At 74.7% G+C, this 19,037-nt stretch carries 17 protein-coding genes; 13 read left to right on the plus strand and 4 right to left on the minus strand.

All coding sequences use genetic code 11. From position 1 onward, the window contains the following. Positions 1–7 precede the first annotated feature (7 nt). Together dapF and Sya03_RS04810 are read left to right on the plus strand one after the other, a co-directional pair. Positions 8–853, plus strand: a complete 846-nt coding sequence (gene dapF, locus Sya03_RS04805; protein WP_203937046.1) for a diaminopimelate epimerase — start codon at positions 8–10, stop codon at positions 851–853. Continuing rightward, on the plus strand, positions 850–1,581 hold the full coding sequence (locus Sya03_RS04810; RefSeq protein ID WP_203936927.1) for a glycerophosphodiester phosphodiesterase: 732 nt from the start codon (positions 850–852) through the stop codon (positions 1,579–1,581). Before dapF ends, Sya03_RS04810 begins: the two co-directional genes overlap by 4 nt. On the opposite strand, the gene Sya03_RS04815 is transcribed toward Sya03_RS04810, so the two are convergent. Together Sya03_RS04815 and Sya03_RS04820 are read right to left on the minus strand one after the other, a co-directional pair. Continuing rightward, complete coding sequence (locus tag Sya03_RS04815; protein WP_203936928.1) at positions 1,532–2,782, minus strand: sensor histidine kinase; 1,251 nt, start codon at positions 2,780–2,782, stop codon at positions 1,532–1,534. The two genes, Sya03_RS04810 and Sya03_RS04815, sit on opposite strands and share 50 nt — an antisense overlap. After that, positions 2,779–3,435, minus strand: coding sequence for a response regulator transcription factor (locus Sya03_RS04820; RefSeq protein WP_203936929.1), 657 nt, complete (start codon positions 3,433–3,435; stop codon positions 2,779–2,781). Before Sya03_RS04820 ends, Sya03_RS04815 begins: the two co-directional genes overlap by 4 nt. An 88-nt stretch (positions 3,436–3,523) precedes the next feature. Between Sya03_RS04820 and Sya03_RS04825 the strand changes: the two genes are divergently transcribed. The 4 genes from Sya03_RS04825 to Sya03_RS04840 are packed head-to-tail and all read left to right on the plus strand — an operon-like array spanning position 3,524 to position 6,934. Next, positions 3,524–4,093, plus strand: a complete 570-nt coding sequence (locus Sya03_RS04825; protein ID WP_203936930.1) for a hypothetical protein — start codon at positions 3,524–3,526, stop codon at positions 4,091–4,093. After that, positions 4,090–5,112 carry a peptidoglycan-binding protein gene (locus Sya03_RS04830; protein ID WP_203936931.1) on the plus strand — a complete coding sequence of 341 codons (1,023 nt, stop codon included), beginning with the start codon at positions 4,090–4,092 and terminating at the stop codon, positions 5,110–5,112. Before Sya03_RS04825 ends, Sya03_RS04830 begins: the two co-directional genes overlap by 4 nt. Continuing rightward, entirely contained in the window at positions 5,109–5,765 is a 657-nt protein-coding gene (locus Sya03_RS04835) for an ABC transporter ATP-binding protein (protein ID WP_203936932.1), read from the plus strand. The genes Sya03_RS04830 and Sya03_RS04835 overlap by 4 nt, the downstream gene beginning before the upstream one ends. Continuing rightward, on the plus strand, positions 5,762–6,934 hold the full coding sequence (locus Sya03_RS04840) for an ABC transporter permease (protein WP_239107110.1): 1,173 nt from the start codon (positions 5,762–5,764) through the stop codon (positions 6,932–6,934). The genes Sya03_RS04835 and Sya03_RS04840 overlap by 4 nt, the downstream gene beginning before the upstream one ends. A gap of 47 nt (positions 6,935–6,981) precedes the next feature. On the opposite strand, the gene Sya03_RS04845 is transcribed toward Sya03_RS04840, so the two are convergent. Beyond that, the gene (locus Sya03_RS04845) at positions 6,982–8,442 is read right to left on the minus strand and encodes an NAD-dependent malic enzyme (protein WP_203936933.1); all 1,461 of its coding nucleotides are present in this window, start codon (positions 8,440–8,442) and stop codon (positions 6,982–6,984) included. A gap of 185 nt (positions 8,443–8,627) precedes the next feature. On the opposite strand from Sya03_RS04845, the gene hflX reads away from it, so the two are divergent. Continuing rightward, entirely contained in the window at positions 8,628–10,028 is a 1,401-nt protein-coding gene (gene hflX, locus Sya03_RS04850) for a GTPase HflX (protein WP_239107111.1), read from the plus strand. A gap of 158 nt (positions 10,029–10,186) precedes the next feature. After that, complete coding sequence (locus Sya03_RS04855; protein WP_203936935.1) at positions 10,187–12,106, plus strand: YncE family protein; 1,920 nt, start codon at positions 10,187–10,189, stop codon at positions 12,104–12,106. Positions 12,107–12,536: 430 nt separating this feature from the next. Here Sya03_RS04855 and lexA read toward each other — a convergent pair whose 3' ends face one another. After that, a complete protein-coding gene (lexA, locus tag Sya03_RS04860) occupies positions 12,537–13,322 on the minus strand; it encodes a transcriptional repressor LexA (protein WP_203936936.1) in 786 nt (261 codons plus the stop codon). 295 nt (positions 13,323–13,617) lie between these two features. Between lexA and Sya03_RS04865 the strand changes: the two genes are divergently transcribed. The 5 genes from Sya03_RS04865 (at position 13,618) to Sya03_RS04885 (ending at position 19,024) form a co-directional block, all read left to right on the plus strand. Beyond that, positions 13,618–13,911, plus strand: a complete 294-nt coding sequence (locus tag Sya03_RS04865; RefSeq protein WP_203936937.1) for a LysM peptidoglycan-binding domain-containing protein — start codon at positions 13,618–13,620, stop codon at positions 13,909–13,911. A 275-nt stretch (positions 13,912–14,186) separates the two neighbouring features. Then, the gene (nrdR, locus tag Sya03_RS04870) at positions 14,187–14,642 is read left to right on the plus strand and encodes a transcriptional regulator NrdR (RefSeq protein ID WP_203936938.1); all 456 of its coding nucleotides are present in this window, start codon (positions 14,187–14,189) and stop codon (positions 14,640–14,642) included. A 44-nt stretch (positions 14,643–14,686) separates the two neighbouring features. Next, the gene (locus Sya03_RS04875; protein WP_203936939.1) at positions 14,687–17,557 is read left to right on the plus strand and encodes a vitamin B12-dependent ribonucleotide reductase; all 2,871 of its coding nucleotides are present in this window, start codon (positions 14,687–14,689) and stop codon (positions 17,555–17,557) included. A gap of 106 nt (positions 17,558–17,663) precedes the next feature. Then, entirely contained in the window at positions 17,664–18,095 is a 432-nt protein-coding gene (locus Sya03_RS04880) for a hypothetical protein (RefSeq protein ID WP_203936940.1), read from the plus strand. After that, on the plus strand, positions 18,092–19,024 hold the full coding sequence (locus tag Sya03_RS04885; RefSeq protein ID WP_203936941.1) for a DUF2332 domain-containing protein: 933 nt from the start codon (positions 18,092–18,094) through the stop codon (positions 19,022–19,024). The genes Sya03_RS04880 and Sya03_RS04885 overlap by 4 nt, the downstream gene beginning before the upstream one ends. Positions 19,025–19,037: the final 13 nt, after the last annotated feature.

Raw genomic sequence — 19,037 nt, forward strand, 5'->3', positions numbered from 1 at the left:
GCGCGTGATGCTTGCGTTCACCAAGGGCCACGGCACCGGCAACGACTTCGTGGTCCTCGCCGACCCCGACGGGCAGCTCGACCTGACGCCGGGGCTGGTCGCCGCCCTGTGCGACCGGCGCCGGGGCATCGGCGCCGACGGCGTGCTGCGGGTGATCCGCGCCGCGAAGCACCCCGAGGGGGCCGGCCTGGCGGGCGAGGCCGAGTGGTTCATGGACTACTGGAACGCCGACGGCTCGTTCGCCGAGATGTGCGGCAACGGCGTGCGCGTCTTCGTGCGCTACCTGCTCACCCACGGCCTCGCCGACGGCTCCGCCGCCGGCGGCGTGCCGGTGGCGACCCGCGCCGGGCTCGTGCGCGCGGTCGCCGACGGCGACACCATCGCCGTCGACATGGGCACCCCGCGGGTGTACGACGCGAGCACCGCGACCATGGGCCCGCTGACCGTGCCGGGCACCGCCGTCGACTGCGGCAACCCGCACCTGGTCTGCGCGCTGCCGGCCGCCGTGCCGCTGGAGTCGCTCGACCTGCACACCGCGCCCGCCCACGACGCCGCCGTGTTCCCGGCCGGCGTCAACGTCGAGTTCACCACCCCGGGCGAGCCCGTCGACGGCGCCGACCTGCACGTGCGCATGCGGGTCCACGAGCGCGGCTCCGGCGAGACCCTCTCGTGCGGCACGGGCGCGCTCGCGGTGGGCGCGGTCGCCCTGCGCGACGCCGGCCGGGCCACCGGCGTGGTGGCGGTCGACCTGCCCGGCGGTCGCCTCACGGTGACGGTGGACGAGCGGACGGCGTGGCTGTCCGGCCCGGCCGTCCTGGTGGCGACGGGCACGGTCGACCGGGCGGCACTGTGACGTTCGTCGTCGCGCACCGCGGCTACGCCGGGATCGCGCCCGAGAACACACTGCTCGCCCTGCACGCGGGCGTCGCCGCGGGCGCCGACTGGATCGAGTTCGACGTGCGCACCACCGCCGACGGCGTCCCGGTGGTGATCCATGACCGGCTGCTCGGGCGCACGGTGCCGGGCGCCGGGCCGGTCGCCGAGGTCCGGTTCGACGACCTGCGCTCCCGCGACGCGGGCGGCTGGTTCGCCCCGGTGTTCGCGGGGGTGCGCGTGCCGACGCTGGCCGAGGTGCTCGACCTGCTCGCCGCCGCGCCCGGCCCGCAGGTGCTGCTGGAGATCAAGCCCCCGGCCACCGGCGACGAGGTGAAGGCGATCCTGGCCCAGCTCACCGAGCGCGGGCTGGTGCGCCGCACGGTGCTGCAGAGCTTCGCCGACCCGGTCCTGCACGCCGCCGCCGAGCTGCTGCCGGAGCTGCGCCGCGGGGTGCTGCGCGAGGGCCTGGACGCCGACCCGGCCGCGGTGGTCCGCGCGCACGGCGCCGTCTTCTACAACCCGTCGCTGGCCGACGTGGTCGGCGACCCGTCGGTGGTGCCGGCCGTCGCCGCCGCCGGCGCGGCCGTCATGCCGTGGACGGTGAACGAGCCGGCCGGCTGGGCCGCCGCCCTGGGCCTGGGCGTCGGCGGGATCATCACGGACCGCCCGGCGGAGCTGCGGGGCTGGCTGGCCGCGCGCGGCTGACCGGCGCGGCCGGCAGGTCCACGGTCACCGTCAGGCCGCCGTCCGGGCCGGGCGCCGCCGTCGCCTCGCCGCCGTGCGCCCGCGCCACCGAGCGCACGATCGACAGGCCCAGCCCGGTGCCGCGCGCCGAGCCGACCCGGTCGGTGAGCCGGCGGAACGGCTCGAACAGGCCCGGCACCTCGTACGCGGCGATCGGCGGGCCGGTGTTGGCCACGGTGAGGCGTACCCCCGACGGGCCGGGTCCGACGGTGACCGCGACGCGCCCCGCGGGCCGGTTGTAGGCGACCGCGTTGGCGACGAGGTTCTGCGTCAGGCGTTCCAGCAGCACCGCGTCGCCCGCCACGACGGCCGGCGCGGCGTCCAGCGTGACGGCGACCGCGGCGCCGGGGCAGGCCCCCTCGACCAGGCGCCCGGCCACGTCGGCCAGGTCGACGGGGGCCGGGTCGGCGATCGTCTGCTCCGAGGACGCCAGCACCAGCAGGCCGTCGATGAGCCGCTCGTGCCGGGCGTTCACCTCCAGCAGGGTGCCGCCGAGCTGGTGCAGGGCGGGCGGCGCGTCCGGCCGGCTGAGCGCCACCTCCAGCAGCGTGCGGTTGATGGCCAGCGGGGTGCGCAGCTCGTGCGAGGCGTTCGCGACGAACCGGCGCTGCGAGTCGAACGACGCGTCGAGGCGTTCCAGCATGTCGTCGAACGTGTCGGCGAGCTGCTTCAGCTCGTCGCGCGGGCCGGTCAGCGCGATCCGCTCGTGCAGGCTGCGGTCGGCGACCCGGCGCGCCGTGGCGGTGATCTGCTGGATGGGCCGCAGGGTGCGCCCGGCGGCCAGCCAGCCGAGCCAGATGCCGACGAGCGCCACCGCGCCCAGCGCCATGGCGCCGCGCTGCAGCAGGGTCGTCAGGGTGCGGTCGCGGAAGTCCTGCTGCAGCGTCTCGGCCAGCTGCAGCCGCCCCAGCGCGGCCGTGCGCTGGTCGGGGGTGAGCCCCTCCGGCAGCGGCAGGGTGGCGGGCACGGAGGCCGCGACCGGTCCGGACACCGGCCCGATCGCCCCCTCGGCCCGGAACACCAGCTGCCGGTCGATCAGCTGGTCGCCGAGCGCCTGCTGCAGCAGCAGGTACGTGATGCCGAGCAGCGCCGCCCCGGCGAGCACGAACAGCGAGCCGTACAGGGCGGTCAGCCGGGCGCGGACGGTCCACCGGTGCGTCATCGGATCTGGTACCCGACGCCCGTGACGGTCTCGACGACCTGCGGCGGGCCGAGCTTGCGGCGCAGCGTCATCACCGTCACCCGCACCACGTTCGTGAACGGGTCGGTGTGCTCGTCCCACGCCCGCTCCAGCAGCTGCTCGGTGCTGACCACCGCCCCGCCCGCCCGCAGCAGCTCCTCCAGCACCGCGAACTCCTTGCGCGACACCGGCACGTGGTGGCCGTCGCGGAACACCTCCCGGCGGCTGGTGTCGAGCCGGATGCCCGCCCGGCACAGCACCGGCGGCGCCGCCGGGCGGGCCCGCCGCCCGAGCGCCCGCACCCGCGCCACCAGCTCCGGGAAGGCGAACGGCTTCGGCAGGTAGTCGTCCGCGCCGAGCGCCAGCCCCGCCACCCGGGCGGACACGTCCGCGGCGGCGGTCAGCATGAGCACCCGCACCGCGCCGCCCGACTCGACGACCGCGCGGCACACGTCGTCGCCGTGCACCAGCGGCAGGTCGCGGTCGAGGACGAGCACGTCGTAGTCGTTGACGGCCAGGCGTTCCAGGGCGGCGTCGCCGTCGTACACCGTGTCGACCGCCAGGGCCTGCAGCCGCAGCCCCTCGGCGATCGCGTCGGCCAGCACGGTCTCGTCCTCGGCTATCAGCACCCGCATCGGCACATGGTGGACCGCCGGGCCGTAAGAAAGCTGTGAGCGCCGGCGCTGATGATCCCTTTACGGCCCGGGCGGTGAGCTGGGCGCCATGAGACGAACCCTGGTCGTACCCCTGATGGTGGTCATCGCGCTGCTCGGCGGCTGCGCCCGCGACGACGGCGGCCCCGCGGTCGCCACGGCCGGCGGCCCGGCGGGCGGCGGCGCGAGCGCCGCGCCGACGCCGTCCGCCGACGAGGCCGAGCAGCGCCGGCAGTTCACCCGGTGCATGCGCGACAACGGCGTGGACATCGAGGACGCGGAGGACGGGCGGATCGCCGTCCGGGCCGCTGAGCCGGGCTCCGGCGGCAAGCCCGGCGGCAAGCCCGGCGGCAAGGTCGAGGCGGCGATGGAGAAGTGCCGCAGCCTGCTGCCCAACGGCGGCGTCCCGCCCGAGCTGTCGCCGGAGGACGTCGAGAAGATGCGCGCGATGGCCCGGTGCATGCGCGCCAACGGCGTGCCCGGCTTCCCCGACCCCGACCCGGCCACCGGCGTGCTGCGCTTCGGCGAGGACGGCGACGCCGACCCGGAGGCGATGCGCCGGGCCGCGGAGGCGTGCAAGCACCTCGGCCCGGACCGGGTCGGCGACGCGCCCGCCGTGGCGCCCGGCGGTGGGAAGTGAGGCCCCGCCGGCGGGCGGCCGTCGGCGCCGCCGCCGCGGTGGTCACCCTGGCGTCGGCCGGCGCGGCCGCCTGGGCCATCGACTCCGGCCCCGGGGGTACGCCGCCCGCGACCGGCCCGGCCGCCACCACCACGGTCCGCACGGGGACGCTCGCCGACACCGCGACGGTCGACGGCGAGCTGGGCCACGGCGACCCGGTGCCGCTGGTCACCACCGCCACCGGCACCGTCACGTGGCTGCCCGCGGCGGGCCGGACCGTGCGCCGCGGCGGCACCCTGTTCCGCGCCGACGACGACCCGGTCGTGCTGCTGTACGGCACGCTGCCGCTGTACCGGGAGCTGCGCCCCGGGCTGTCCGGCGCCGACGTGCGGCAGCTGGAGCGCAACCTGCGCGCCCTCGGCTACGACGGCTTCACCGCCGACGACGACTACACCGCGGCGACCGCCCGCGCCGTGCGCGAGTGGCAGGACGACCTGGGCCGCCCCGGGACCGGCCGGGTGTCGGCGGCGTGGGCGGCCGTGGCGCCGGGGGAGATCCGGGTGGCGTCGCTGACCGCCCGGCTCGGCGGCCCGGCCGGCGGCGAGGTGCTCCGGCACACCGGCACCGCGCCGGTCGTCACCGTCGACGCCGACGCGTCCGACGTGGCGTGGGCCGAGCCCGGCGTCGCCGTGACGGTGACCCTGCCCGGCGGCGAGGACGTCGCCGGCACGGTCACCGCGGTCGGCGCGGAGGCGGAGAAGGGCGCCGACGGCGCGGCCACCCTGCCCGTCACGATCGCGCTGAAGCGGACGGTCGCGGTGCGGTCCGGGCCGGTCGAGGTCGAGTACGTCGGCGAGCGGCGCGAGAACGTGCTCACCGTGCCGGTCGCCGCGCTGGTCGCCCTGGCCGAGGGCGGCTACGGCCTGGAGCTGGCGGGCGGCGGGCACGTCGCCGTCGAGGTGGGCCTCGTCGCCGGCGGCACGGCCGAGGTGCGCGGCGCGGGCGTCGCCGACGGCCTGACCGTGGGGATGCCGTCGTGATCGCGCTGCGCGACGTCGGCAAGACCTACCCCGGCGGGGTGACCGCCCTGGCCGGGGTGACCCTGGACGTGGCGGCGGGGGAGTTCGTGGCCGTGGTCGGCCCGTCCGGCTCGGGCAAGTCGACGATGCTGCACCTGCTCGGCGCCCTCGACCGCCCGACCACGGGCTCGGTGACGATCGGCGGCGCCGACGTGGCGACGCTGCCCGACCGGGCGCTGTCGGCGCTGCGCGCCCGCACCGTCGGGTTCGTGTTCCAGCAGTTCCACCTGGCGCCCGGGGTGTCCGCCGTGGACAACGTCGCCGACGGCCTGCTCTACGCCGGGGTGCGCCGCCGCGAGCGGCGCCGGCGCGCGGCCGCCGCCCTGGAACGCGTGGGCCTCGCCCACCGCGCCCACCACCGCCCGCACGAGCTGTCCGGCGGCGAACGCCAGCGCGTCGCGATCGCCCGCGCCGTCGTCGGCGACCCGCCGCTGCTGCTCGCCGACGAACCCACCGGCAACCTCGACTCGGTGTCGGGCGCGGGCGTGCTGACCCTGCTGCACGACCTGCACGCCGCCGGCACCACGGTGCTGGTCATCACCCACGACCGGCAGATCGCCGACGGCCTGCCCCGCCGGGTGCACCTGCGCGACGGCCGGCTGGTGACCGCGTGAGCCCGCACCGGCTGGCCCCGGCCGACGTCCTGCGCGTCGGCGCCGCGGGCCTGCGCGCCCGCCCGCTGCGGGTCACCCTGTCCGCGGTCGGCATCGCCATCGGCATCGCCGCGATGCTCGCCGTCGTCGGCATCTCCGCCTCCAGCCGCGCCGAGGTCGACCGCGCCCTCACCGCCCTCGGCACCAACCTGCTGACGGCGGCGCCCGGCCAGACCCTGTTCGGCGACGAGGCCACCCTGCCCGCCGAGTCGCTGGCGATGGTGCGCCGCATCGGCCCCGTCGAGTCGGTGTCCGCGACGGCGGTGCTGGACGCCAAGGTGTACCGCACCGACCACGTCCCGGCCGCCGAGACGGGCAGCATCGCCGTCCGGGCCGCGCGCGACGACCTGCTCGGCACGGTCGGCGGCACGGTGGCCCGCGGCCGCTGGCTGACGGAGTCGGCCGCCCCGGCCGTGGTGCTGGGCGCGACGGCCGCCCGGCGGCTCGGCGTCACCGCCCCGGGCGTGCGGGTGTGGCTGGGCGGCGCCTGGTACGCGGTGACCGGCATCCTCGCCCCGGTCCCGCTGGCGCCCGAACTGGACGCCTCCGCCCTGGTCGGCTGGTCGTCGGCGGCCGCGCTGCTGGACTTCGACGGCGCACCGACCACCGTGTACACCCGCTCCGCCGAGCCGGCCGTCGAGGCGGTCCGCGCCGTCCTGGCCGCCACCGTCAACCCGGCCGCCCCGAACGAGGTGACGGTGTCCCGCCCGTCCGACGCCCTGGCCGCCGCCCGCGCCACCGACGCCGCCCTCAACGGCCTGCTCCTGGGCCTCGGCGCGGTCGCCCTGCTCGTCGGCGGCGTCGGCGTCGCCAACACGATGGTCATCTCGGTGCTGGAACGCCGCCCGGAGATCGGCCTGCGCCGGGCCCTGGGCGCCACCCGCGGCCAGGTCAGGACGCAGTTCCTGGTGGAATCGCTGCTGCTGGCCACCCTGGGCGGCGTGGCGGGCGTGCTGACCGGCGCCCTGGTGACGGCGGGCTACGCCCTGTCCCGGGACTGGCCACCCGTGGTGCCGGGCTGGGCGCTGGCCGGGGGAGTGGCGGCGACGACGCTGGTCGGCGCGGTCGCGGGCCTGTACCCGGCGATGCGCGCGGCGGCCCTGCCCCCGACCCGCGCCCTGGCCTCGTAGCGGCCCGCGCGGGGCGGGGGACCGGCGGCTCCGCCCCGCGCAGGCGGCTAGAGGACCGCCGGTGGGGCGGTGTCCAGGCTGACCGGCTCGGCCGCCGGCGGGGGCGGCGGGACGGGCTTGCCCTCGGCGGCCGCGCGGACGGCGGCGGCGACCGCCGGGGCGACGCGGGCGTCGAAGACCGACGGGACGATGACCGTGGGGTTGATCTTGTCCTCGCCGACGACGTCCGCGATGGCGCGGGCCGCCGCCAGGGCCATCTCCTCGGTGAACTCCTCGGCGTGCGCGTCGAGCATGCCGCGGAAGACGCCGGGGAACGCCAGCACGTTGTTGATCTGGTTCGGCTGGTCGGAGCGGCCGGTGGCGACGACGGCGGCGTGCTCGCGGGCCGCCCGCGGGTCGACCTCCGGGTCGGGGTTGGCCAGCGCGAACACGATCGACCGGTCCGCCATCGTGGCGATGTCGTCGCCGGTGAGCAGGTTGGGCGCGCTGACGCCGATGAACACGTCGGCGCCGCGCACCGCGCCCTTGAGGTCGCCCGCGTACTGCGTCTTGTTGGTGTTCTCGGCGAGCCACTGCCACGACGGGGTGAGGTCGGGCAGGCCGCGGTGCAGGGCGCCCGGCCGGTCGTACGCGATGATGTCGCCGACGCCCTGGCGCAGCAGCAGCTTCATGATGGCCGTACCCGCGGCCCCGGCGCCGGACACCACGACCCGGACCTGCGAGATCTCCTTGCCCACGACGCGCAGGGCGTTCGTGAGGGCGGCCAGCACGCAGATGGCGGTGCCGTGCTGGTCGTCGTGGAACACGGGGATGTCGAGCAGCTCGCGCAGCCGCTCCTCGATCTCGAAGCAGCGCGGCGCGGCGATGTCCTCCAGGTTGATGCCGCCGTACGCCGGCGCGATGGCGCGCACGATCGCGACGATCTCGTCGGTGTCCTGGGTGTCGAGGACGACGGGCCACGCGTCGACGCCGCCGAAGCGCTTGAACAGGGCGGCCTTGCCCTCCATGACGGGCATGGCGGCGTACGGGCCGATGTTGCCCAGGCCGAGCACCGCGGAGCCGTCGCTGACGACGGCGACGGTGTTGCGCTTGATGGTGAGGCGGCGGGCGTCGCCGGGGTTCTCGGCGATGGCCATGCAGACGCGGGCGACGCCGGGGGTGTAGGCGCGCGACAGCTCGTCGCGGTTGCGCAGGGCGACCTTCGACGACACCTCGATCTTGCCGCCGAGGTGCAGCAGGAAGGTCCGGTCGGACACCTTGCGGACGTTCACGCCGGGCAGCGCCTCGAGCGCCTTGACGACCTGGTCGGCGTGGCTGGAGTCGGCGGTGTCGCAGGTCAGGTCGACGGTGACGCCGACGGGGTCGGAGTCGACCACGTCGAGCGCCGTCACGATGGCCCCGGACTCGCCGACACAGGTGGTCAGGCGGCCGATGGCCGACGCGTCGGCGGTCACGCTGACCCGGATGGTGATCGAGAAGCCGGCGCTGGGCAGGCGGGTGGTGACCACGGGTTTCCCTCCGTCGTTGCAGGGGTCGGCGCTACCGCCGTGCGTGCATTCTTGCGCGTCCGGAATATCCGCCCCCACCGCACGGGTTACCCATGAGTTCACGTTTGGGACCAACGCGCAGGGTGCATATCCGGATGCGCCCGGCACCCCGGCCGTGTCACGATCGGGGCCTAGGAGGCTTACTTTTGCGAACTTCTTACGACAGTGACGCCGAGCTGGACCAGATCACCACGGGTGACCTGGAGCTGGACGACCGGCACTCCTTGAGGCGCGTCGCCGGGCTCTCGACGGAGCTCACCGACGTCACCGAGGTCGAGTACCGGCAGCTGCGCCTCGAGCGCGTCGTGCTGGTCGGCGTCTGGACCGAGGGCACGGCCACCGACGCCGACAACTCCATGGCCGAGCTGGCGGCGCTGAGCGAGACCGCGGGCTCGCAGGTGCTCGAGGGGCTCGTGCAGCGGCGGCAGCGGCCCGACCCGGCCACCTTCATCGGCCGCGGCAAGGTCGACGAGGTGCGCGACGTGGTCGTCGCGACGGGCGCCGACACGGTCATCTGCGACGGCGAGCTGTCGCCCTCCCAGCTGCGCAACCTGGAGCAGAAGGTCAAGGTCAAGGTCGTCGACCGGACGGCGCTGATCCTCGACATCTTCGCCCAGCACGCCAAGAGCAAGGAGGGCAAGGCGCAGGTCGAGCTGGCCCAGCTCGAGTACCTGCTGCCGCGGCTGCGCGGCTGGGGCGAGACGCTGTCCCGGCAGGCCGGTGGCGCCGGCGGCGGCGCGGGCGGCGGCGTGGGCCTGCGCGGTCCCGGTGAGACGAAGCTGGAGATCGACCGCCGGCGGATCCGCACCCGCATCGCGCGGCTGCGCCGCGAGATCAAGGCCATGCGGACCATCCGCAACACCAAGCGGGCCGGCCGCCAGCGCAACGCGGTGCCCGCGGTCGCCATCGCCGGCTACACCAACGCCGGCAAGTCGAGCCTGCTCAACCGCCTCACCGGGGCGGGCGTGCTGGTCGAGGACGCGCTGTTCGCCACCCTCGACCCGACGACCCGGCGCGCGGAGGCCACCGACGGCCGCACCTACACCCTGTCGGACACGGTGGGCTTCGTCCGGCACCTTCCGCACCAGATCGTCGAGGCGTTCCGCTCGACGCTGGAGGAGGTCGCCGACGCCGACCTGGTCGTGCACGTCGTCGACGGCGCGCACGCCGACCCCGAGGAGCAGGTCCGCGCGGTCCGCGAGGTGCTGGCCGAGGTGAACGCCGACAAGCTGCCCGAGCTGCTGGTGGTCAACAAGGTCGACACCGCCGACGAGGAGACCCTGCTGCGCCTCAAGCGCGCGTGGCCCGAGGCCGTGTTCGTGTCGGCGCACTCCGGCCGCGGCATCGACGAGCTGCGCGCCGCCATCGAGACCCGGCTGCCGCGCCCGCGCGTCGAGCTGGAGGTGCTGGTCCCGTACGACCGCGGCGACCTCGTCGCGCGGGTGCACCGCCGGGGCCAGGTGCTGTCGGCCCGGCACACCGACGGCGGCACCGAACTGCGGGTGCGCGTCGACGAGCAGCTCGCCGCGGAGCTTCGCGCTCTGTAGTCGGTCCATCGTGGACGCACCGTGCCGGTCACTATCTGTACTGTGACCGGCACGACGCGTTTCGCTCCCGGTCGTTGGACGCGGTGATGAAGTGTCGGATGGGCAGCATTGATCCACGCGTAACACCGCGTGCGGCGCGCGCATGTAACACTGACCGCATGCGTCGTCTCGTGCTCCCGGTCGCGGCTGCCCTCGGGCTGCTCGCGGTCGGCGCCGGGCCCGCCTCCGCCGAGCCGGCCCCGGCCGAGGCGTCGAAGGCAGCGCCGGGCAAGAAGGTCTGCACCATGACCAGCGAGCTGCTCAACGAGCTCTCCGGACTGGTCGCCACCGACGAGGGCTACGTCGTCGTCAACGACGGCACGGACAGTGACGCCCGGCGCCGCGTCTTCTTCCTCGACAAGACGTGCGAGATCGAGAACCGCGTCCCGTTCCCGGTGACCCCGCGCGACCCCGAGGACCTGGTCCTGTCGCCCGACGGCAAGACGCTGTGGATCGCCGACGTCGGCGACAACGTGACCAACCCCGAGCGCCGCCCCACGGTCGCCCTGTGGACGATGCCGGTCAGCGGCGCCAAGCAGCCGGTCATCCACCGCTTCACCTACCCGGACGGTCCCAAGGACGCCGAGGCGCTGCTGCTCACCCCCGACAACAAGCCGATCATCGTCACCAAGGAGATCGGCAAGTCCGGCCTGTACACGCCGACCGGCCCGATGAAGGCGAACAACACCACGGGCGTGCCGCTGGAGAAGATCGGCGAGTTCACCGTGCCGGCCAGCACCACCCCGACCGGTTTCATCCCGGGCCGCGTCACCGTCACCGGCGGCGCCGTCTCACCCGACGGCACCCGGGTCGTGCTGCGCACCTACTCCGACGCGTACGAGTGGGACGTCACCGGCGGCGACATCGCGGCCGCCGTCAAGAACAAGCCGCGGGTCACGCCCCTGCCCGACGAGCCCTTCGGCGAGGCCATCGCCTACACGCCCGACGGCAAGAACTTCCTCACCGTCTCCGACCTCGGCGACTTCGAGGACTCGGAGAACGTGCTCCTGCGCTACACCCCGGCCACCGAGGTCGTCACCGCGTCGGCGAAGCAGCCGGGCGGCGCGGACGAGAAGGACAGCGGCCCGTCGTGGTTCGCCCGCCTCGACCTGTCCGACATCACGTACATGGTCGGCGGCGTCGGCGTGCTCGGCGCGATCCTCGTCGGCATGGGCATCTTCGGCATCATGCGCGGCCGCAAGCGCCCGCTGGACGACGACGAGCCCGTGCCTGCGAAGGCCACGGCTGCCGCCTCCGCTGCCGCCGCGCCGAAGAAGCCGGCGCCGGCCGCGGTGCGCAACGCTGAGACCGCCCAGATCGACGCCGTCAAGGACGACCGGCCGCTGCAGGCCGCGGGCCAGGGCGGCGGGCGCGGCGGCGTGTACGGCGCCGGCCCGGCGGCCCCCCCTGCGGCTGCTCCGCCGGGTGCCCCGCCGAAGAAGGGCTCGGTGTACGGGGGAGCCCCGGCTGCCCCGCCGCCGGCCGCACCGGCGCGCAAGGGCGGCGGGGTGTACGGCGGCACCGCCGGCGACCGCGGCCCGGAGCGTGGCCCGGAGCGTGGCCCTGACCGTGCTCCCGAGCGCGGCCCTGACCGCGCTCCCGACCGCGGTGACCGCGGTGTCTACGGCAATCCGCCTCCGCCGGTCAACCCGCCCGGCGTGTACGGCGGCGGTGGGCGGCAGGCCATGTCCCAGCCGGGCGCGCACAACCCCGGCGGCTCCGGCGCCTACGGCCCGGCGCCGGCCGGAACGTACGGCGGCGGCGGCGCGAGCGCCGGTGCCGGCGCCTACGCGTCGGCGGGCGGCCCGAGCGGTGGCCGCGGCGCGGGCGGCGGTCACGGTGCGGGCGACGGTCGCGGCTCGGCGGGCGTCCACGCGCCGGCTGACACCAGCTACGGCCCGGCCGGCGCCTACGGGCGCGGCGGCGGTGGTCGCGGGCACGACGGCGGCCACGACGGCTGGCAGGGCGCCGGCGGCGGGCACGGCCACGACGGCTACGGCGCGGGGCGCCGCGGCGAGAGCTACGCCGACTACCGCTGACGGATCCCCGGTCCGAAGCTGGACCGGAACCTGGGCGCGGACCTGAATCCGGGCGCGGACCTGAATCCGGGCGCGGACCTGAACCCGGGCGCGGACCTGAACCCGGGCGCGGACCTAGCGCGGATGCGGATACGGCCGGACCCCAGAGCCCGGCGCAGACAGTCTCGGACTCCGGCGGGGCACAATCCGAACCTAGGCCCGTGCCGGACCGGACCTCAGGCCGGACCGCGACCCTTGCCGGATCGGACCTCGGCCCATGCCGGACCCCGGCCCATGCCGGACCCCGGCCCAAGCCGGACCCCGGCCCAAGCCGGACCCCGGCCCAAGCCGGACCCCGGCCAGGCCAATCACCTTCCGCGTCGGCTTCGTGGACCGGCCGGCGGACGGTCACCCCCGCAGGGTGCCCCGCCCGCCGGAGCGGCGGAAGACCTCAGATGCGGCGCAGCACCGCCACCACGCGGCCCATGATCGTGGCCGTGTCGCCCGGGATCGGGTCGAACGCCGAGTTCGCCGGCATCAGCCACACGTGGCCGTCGCGCCGCCGGTAGTTCTTCACCGTGGCCTCGCCGTCGAGCATGGCGGCCACGATGTCGCCCGACTCGGCGGTGGGCTGCTGGCGCACCACGACCCAGTCGCCGTTGCAGATCGCGGCGTCGATCATCGAGTCGCCCTTGACCTGGAGCATGAAGACCTCGCCCTCGCCGACCAGCTCGCGCGGCAGCGGGAACACGTCCTCGACGGCCTGCTCGGCCAGGATGGGTCCACCGGCGGCGATCTGGCCGAGCAGCGGCACGTACGCCGGGGTGGGGCGCTGGGCGCGCACCGCCTCGTCGTCGATCGCGTCGCTGGGCGGGCGCACGTCGACGGCGCGGGGGCGGTTGGGGTCGCGGCGCAGGAAGCCCTTCCGCTCCAGCTCCTTGAGCTGGTAGGCCACTGACGACGGCGACACGAGGCCGACGGCCTCGCCGATCTCGCGCACGCTCGGCGGGTAGCCGTAGCGCTCCACCCAGTCGCGGATGAACTCGAGGATGCGCCGTTGCCGGGCGGTGAGGTCAACGGTCGCCGGGTCCGGGAACGCGCTGACCACCGGGGCGACGGAGCGGACCTGTGGGGCGGCGCTGCGGGCCCGCGTGGCCGGCCGCCGCTTGACGGGAGCCTGCGCCGGAGCGTCGGCTCGGTCCTGGTGTTGCCGGCTGGTCCGGTCGTCGGTCGACACGTCCGCCCTCCCTGTCGGCCACGCCCGCGCGGGCGTGGTTGCGTCGCGAGCCGGCCAACGCCCGTGTGGGGAAGGGTGATGTCCGGCTAACCCCTCTTGCCGGGAAACCGTATCGGCGCACCCCGACACTTTCAAACATCTGTACGACTTTTCTGCGGCGTGTCGCCAGGGAGTGCTCGACTTCCGCACACCTGTTCTGATAAACCATCGTACGTCCGTTCGATCGAACGGGCGTACGACCGGAAGGGTGAACGTCATGGTGGCAGGCGGTGCGCCGGTGGTGCCGGCTCCGAGATTGCGCCTCACGCGGCGGGGCCGGGCCGCCGTCCTCGGCTTCTTCCTCGTGGTGAACACCACCTGCGGCATCCTGCTGGCGAGCGCGTCGCGCGCGGCGGACCCCGCGCCGGGCGTCCCCGCGGCGGGGCCCACGGCGGTCGTCGGCCCGCACGACACCCTGTGGTCGATCGCGTCGCGGCACGACCCGGGCCGCAGTCCCGCGGCCGTCGTGGCGGACATCCGCCGGCTCAACGATCTGTCCGGTTCGGTGGTGCACCCGGGCGAGAGTCTGCTGCTCCCGCGTGCCGAATGACCGTTTCCCGGCGCTGCCGGTAACCGGCCACCCACCCCTCGTGTTGAGTGTGACGACACGGCGCGCCGACACTCCGATTGACTTGCGCCCGCGTCGGCGGCGGCCTAACGTCAACCACAACATCTAGTAGTTACAAGGGTGTAAGTCATCCACGGGTTGGGGTTGCCTCCCCGGCGTTCTCCACACGTTATCCACAGCGCAACGGCGGTTCCACCCGCCGGTGGGCTGCGGTTCCGCGTGCCCGCAGCTGGCTTCGCACCGTCTGGAGGATCCCGGTGCGCTGCCCGTACTGCCGGCACGCCGACTCGCGTGTGGTCGACTCGCGCGAAGCCGACGACGGTCAGCTCATCCGCCGGCGGCGGTCGTGCCCGGAGTGCGGCAAGCGGTTCACCACGGTCGAGGAGGCGGTGCTCGCGGTGGTCAAGCGCAGCGGCGTCACCGAGCCGTTCAGCCGCACCAAGATCATGAGCGGGGTGCGCAAGGCCTGCCAGGGCCGGCCCGTGGACGAGGACTCGATCGCGCTGCTCGCGCAGAAGGTCGAGGAGACCGTCCGGGCGCGCGGCGCCGCCGAGATCCCGAGCCACGATGTGGGCCTGGCCATCCTGGGCCCGCTGCGCGAGCTCGACGCGGTGGCGTACCTGCGGTTCGCCAGCGTCTACAAGTCCTTCGACTCCATCGACGCCTTCGAGCGGGAGATCGCCGCGCTGCGCGAGGCGCAGCCGGCCACCTAGACGTATTTCTGATTTGTGTTCCAGCAAGCCGAGGGGGAAGCACCATGGCCGGTGACGGCATCGGTACGGGTAAGGCACGCAGTCGCGTGAACGGGGCACCAGCTGGGGGGCTGAAGCTCGAGCGCGTCTGGACCACGGACGGGGTGCACCCCTACGACGAGGTCACCTGGGAGCGGCGCGACGTCGTCATGACGAACTGGCGCGACGGCTCGATCAACTTCGAGCAGCGCGGGGTCGAGTACCCCGACTTCTGGAGCGTCAACGCGGCGAACATCGTCACCACGAAGTACTTCCGTGGCGCCGTGGGCACCGACCAGCGCGAGTGGTCGCTGAAGCAGCTCATCGACCGGGTCGCCAAGACCTACCGCGCGGCGGGCGAGCAGTACGGCTACTTCGCCGCGCCGGCCGACGCCGACATCTTCGAGCAGGAGCTCACCTGGATGCTGCTGCACCAGGTTTTCAGCTTCAACTCGCCGGTGTGGTTCAACGTGGGCACCTCGTCGCCGCAGCAGGTCAGCGCCTGCTTCATCCTGTCGGTCGACGACTCGATGGACTCCATCCTGGACTGGTACAAGGAGGAGGGGCTGATCTTCAAGGGCGGCTCCGGCTCCGGCGTCAACCTGTCGCGCATCCGCTCCTCCAAGGAGCTGCTGTCCTCGGGCGGCACCGCGTCCGGCCCGGTCAGCTTCATGCGCGGCGCCGACGCGTCCGCCGGCACCATCAAGTCGGGCGGCGCCACCCGCCGCGCCGCCAAGATGGTCATCCTCGACGTCGACCACCCCGACATCGAGGAGTTCGTCACCACCAAGGCCCGCGAGGAGAACAAGATCCGGGCCCTGCGCGACGCCGGGTTCGACATGGACCTCGGCGGCGACGACATCGTCAGCGTGCAGTACCAGAACGCCAACAACTCGGTCCGCGTCAGCGACGAGTTCATGCGCGCCTACGAGGAGGGCCGCCCGTTCGAGCTGCGCGGCCGCCTGCACGGCGAGGTCATCGAGACCATCGACGCCCGCGACCTGTTCCGCAAGATCGCGCAGGCCGCGTGGGAGTGCGCCGACCCGGGCATCCAGTACGACGACACCATCAACGACTGGCACACCAACCCGGAGACCGGCCGCATCACCGCGTCCAACCCGTGTTCGGAGTACATGTCGCTGGACGACTCGTCCTGCAACCTGGCGTCGCTGAACCTCATGAAGTTCCTCAAGGCCGACGGCGGCTTCGAGGTGGAGAAGTTCGTCCGCAGCGTCGAGTTCGTCATCACCGCCATGGACATCTCCATCTGCTTCGCCGACTTCCCGACCGAGAAGATCGGCATCACGACCCGCGCCTACCGCCAGCTCGGCATCGGGTACGCGAACCTGGGCGCCCTGCTGATGGCGTCGGGCCTGGCGTACGACTCCGACGCGGGCCGCAGCGTGGCCGGCGCGATCACCTCGCTGATGACCGGTACTGCGTACCGCCGCTCCGCCGAGCTCGCCGGCGTCGTCGGCCCGTACGAGGGCTACGCCCGCAACGCCGACGCGCACAAGCGGGTCATGCGCAAGCACGCCGCCGCCAACGACGGCATCCGCCCGTCCGGCGTCGTCGCCACCGAGATCGTCCGCGAGGCCACCAAGCAGTGGCAGGCGGGCAACAAGCTCGGCGACCGCAACGGCTGGCGCAACGCCCAGGCGTCGGTGCTCGCCCCCACCGGCACCATCGGCCTGATGATGGACTGCGACACCACCGGCATCGAGCCCGACCTGGCCCTGGTCAAGTTCAAGAAGCTCGTCGGCGGCGGCTCCATGCAGATCGTCAACCAGACGGTCCCGCGCGCCCTGCGCAGCCTCGGCTACCCCGAGGAGCAGGTCGAGGCGATCGTCGAGCACATCGCCGACCACGGCCACGTCGTCGACGCCCCCGGCCTCAAGCCGGAGCACTACAGCGTCTTCGACTGCGCCATGGGCGAGCGGTCCATCGCCCCGATGGGTCACGTCCGGATGATGGCGGCCGCGCAGCCGTTCCTGTCCGGCGCCATCTCCAAGACGGTCAACATGCCGGAGACGGCCACCGTCGAGGAGATCGAGGACATTCACTACCAGGGCTGGAAGCTCGGCCTGAAGGCGCTCGCGATCTACCGCGACAACTGCAAGGTGGGCCAGCCGCTGTCGGCCGCCAAGCCGAACAAGGCTGCGGAGACCCCCGCCGCCGAGGTCGAGAAGGTCGTCGAGAAGGTCGTCGAGTACCGCCCGGTGCGCAAGCGCCTGCCGAAGAAGCGCCCGTCGGAGACGGTCTCCTTCTCGGTCGGCGGCGCCGAGGGTTACCTCACCGCGTCGTCCTACCCGGACGACGGCCTCGGCGAGGTCTTCCTGAAGATGTCGAAGCAGGGCTCCACCCTGGCCGGCGTCATGGACGCCTTCTCGGTGGCGATCTCGATAGGGCTGCAGTACGGCGTCCCGCTGGAGACGTACGTCAGCAAGTTCACCAACATGCGCTTCGAGCCGGCCGGCATGACCGACGACCCGGACATCCGCATGGCGGCGTCGGTGATGGACTACATCTTCCGCCGCCTGGCGCTGGACTTCCTGCCCTACGACACCCGCGCCGAGCTGGGCATCTTCACCGCCAAGGAGCGCGCGGCCCAGATCCAGGCCGAGGCCGCCGCCGAGGCGGCCGGCGTCGACCTGGCCGGCATGGCCGCGTCGGCCCCGGTCAGCGCCCCGGTCGGCGCGTCCACCTCCCCGGCGGCGACGCCGCCGCTGGAGGCGGAGAAGCAGGCCCCCGCGGCCGGCTCCTCCACCGAGCTGCTGGAGCTGGTGTCGGGCAAGGGCGCCGACGCGCCGCTGTGCTTCACCTGCGGCACGAAGATGCGCCCGGCGGGCAGCTGCTACGTCTGCGAGGGCTGCGGCAGCACGTCCGGCTGCAGCTGATCCACCACACGGAACGTCCCCCGGGCCCGTCGCGGCCCGGGGGACGTTCCCGTTTCCCGGGGAATGCGCATGCGTGACCGGGCGCGGACCGGCGACGATGGTCGCCATGACCACGACGCTGCCGCGCCGGTTCCGCGACGACGTGCCGCCGCTGCACCGGCCGGCCGACGACCCCGTCGACGTGGTGTGCCCGGCGTGCTCCGGCCACGCCACGGTGCGGCCGTGGCCGGACGGCGGGCGGCGGCTGAGCTGCCGGGCGTGCGCGCACGTGCGGGACCTGCCCGCCGGTGCGCCGCCGTGCTGCCGGGCCGTCCGCCTGTGGCTGGTGACGCGGTGCCGCGGCGGCGAGCTGTGGGCCCTCAACGAACGCCACCTCGACCTGCTGGAGCGCTACGTGGGCGCGGGCCTGCGGGAGCGCACCGCTCCCGGCATGAGCCTCGTCGCCCGCCTGCCCGCCTGGATCAAGGCGGGCCGGCATCGCGGTGACGTGCTGCGCGGGATCGCCCGGCTGCGGTCCATGCTGGACGGCCCGCGGTGACCGGGGACGTGTACCGGGAGTTCGCCGAGCGGGAGGCGCGTGGGGTGTCGCCCGCGTACGAGCGGCTCGCCCTGGCCGTCGCGGACGACGCGGAGGTGCTGGCGCTGCTCGGCACGGTGCCGCCCGCGCGCCGGCAGCCGAACCTGCTGTTCGCGGTGGTGCGGTCGCTGGGCGGGCCGGTGGACGACCCGGAGGCGTTCGCGCGGTACGTGGTGCGGCGGTGGGCGGCCGTGGCGGCCGGGCTGCGCGTGCGGGCCACCCAGACCAACGAGGCCGGGCGGTGCGCCGTGCTGCTGCCGGTGCTGGCCGCGTTGCCGCAGCCGCTGGCGCTGCTGGAGGTGGGGGCGTCGGCCGGGCTGTGCCTGTACCCCGACCGGTACTCCTACCGCTACGGCGACGTGGCCGTCGGGTCCGGCGGGCCGGTGCTGGAGTGCGCCGCCGCCGGGGTGACGCCGCCGGCCGCGCCGCCGCGGGTGGTGTGGCGGGCCGGGCTCGACCTGAACCCGCTCGACGTGCGGCGCGCCGCCGACCTGGCGTGGCTGGAGGCGCTGGTCTGGCCGGAGCAGGTGCACCGGCGGGACCGGCTGCGCGCGGCGGCGGCCGTGGCCGCGGCGGACCCGCCGCTGCTGGTGCGCGGGGACCTCGTCGACGACCTGCCGGCGCTGGCGGCGCGGGCGCCCGCCGGGGCGACGCTGGTGGTGTTCCACACGTCGGTGCTGTACCAGGTGCCGCCGGCGCGGCGGGACGCGTTCGCGGCGGTCGTGCGCGGCCTGCCCGGGCACTGGGTCGCCAACGAGGCGGCGGAGGTGCTGCCCCACCCTCGGCTGCCCGAGCCGCCCGACCGGACGCTGCACAACGTGCTGGCGCTCGACGGGCGGCCGCTGGCCTGGACGCGCCCGCACGGCCAGGGGATGAGCTGGTTCGGGTAGTGGCCGGCGGGGC

Source organism: Spirilliplanes yamanashiensis (assembly GCF_016863475.1).
GTDB lineage: Bacteria > Actinomycetota > Actinomycetes > Mycobacteriales > Micromonosporaceae > Spirilliplanes > Spirilliplanes yamanashiensis.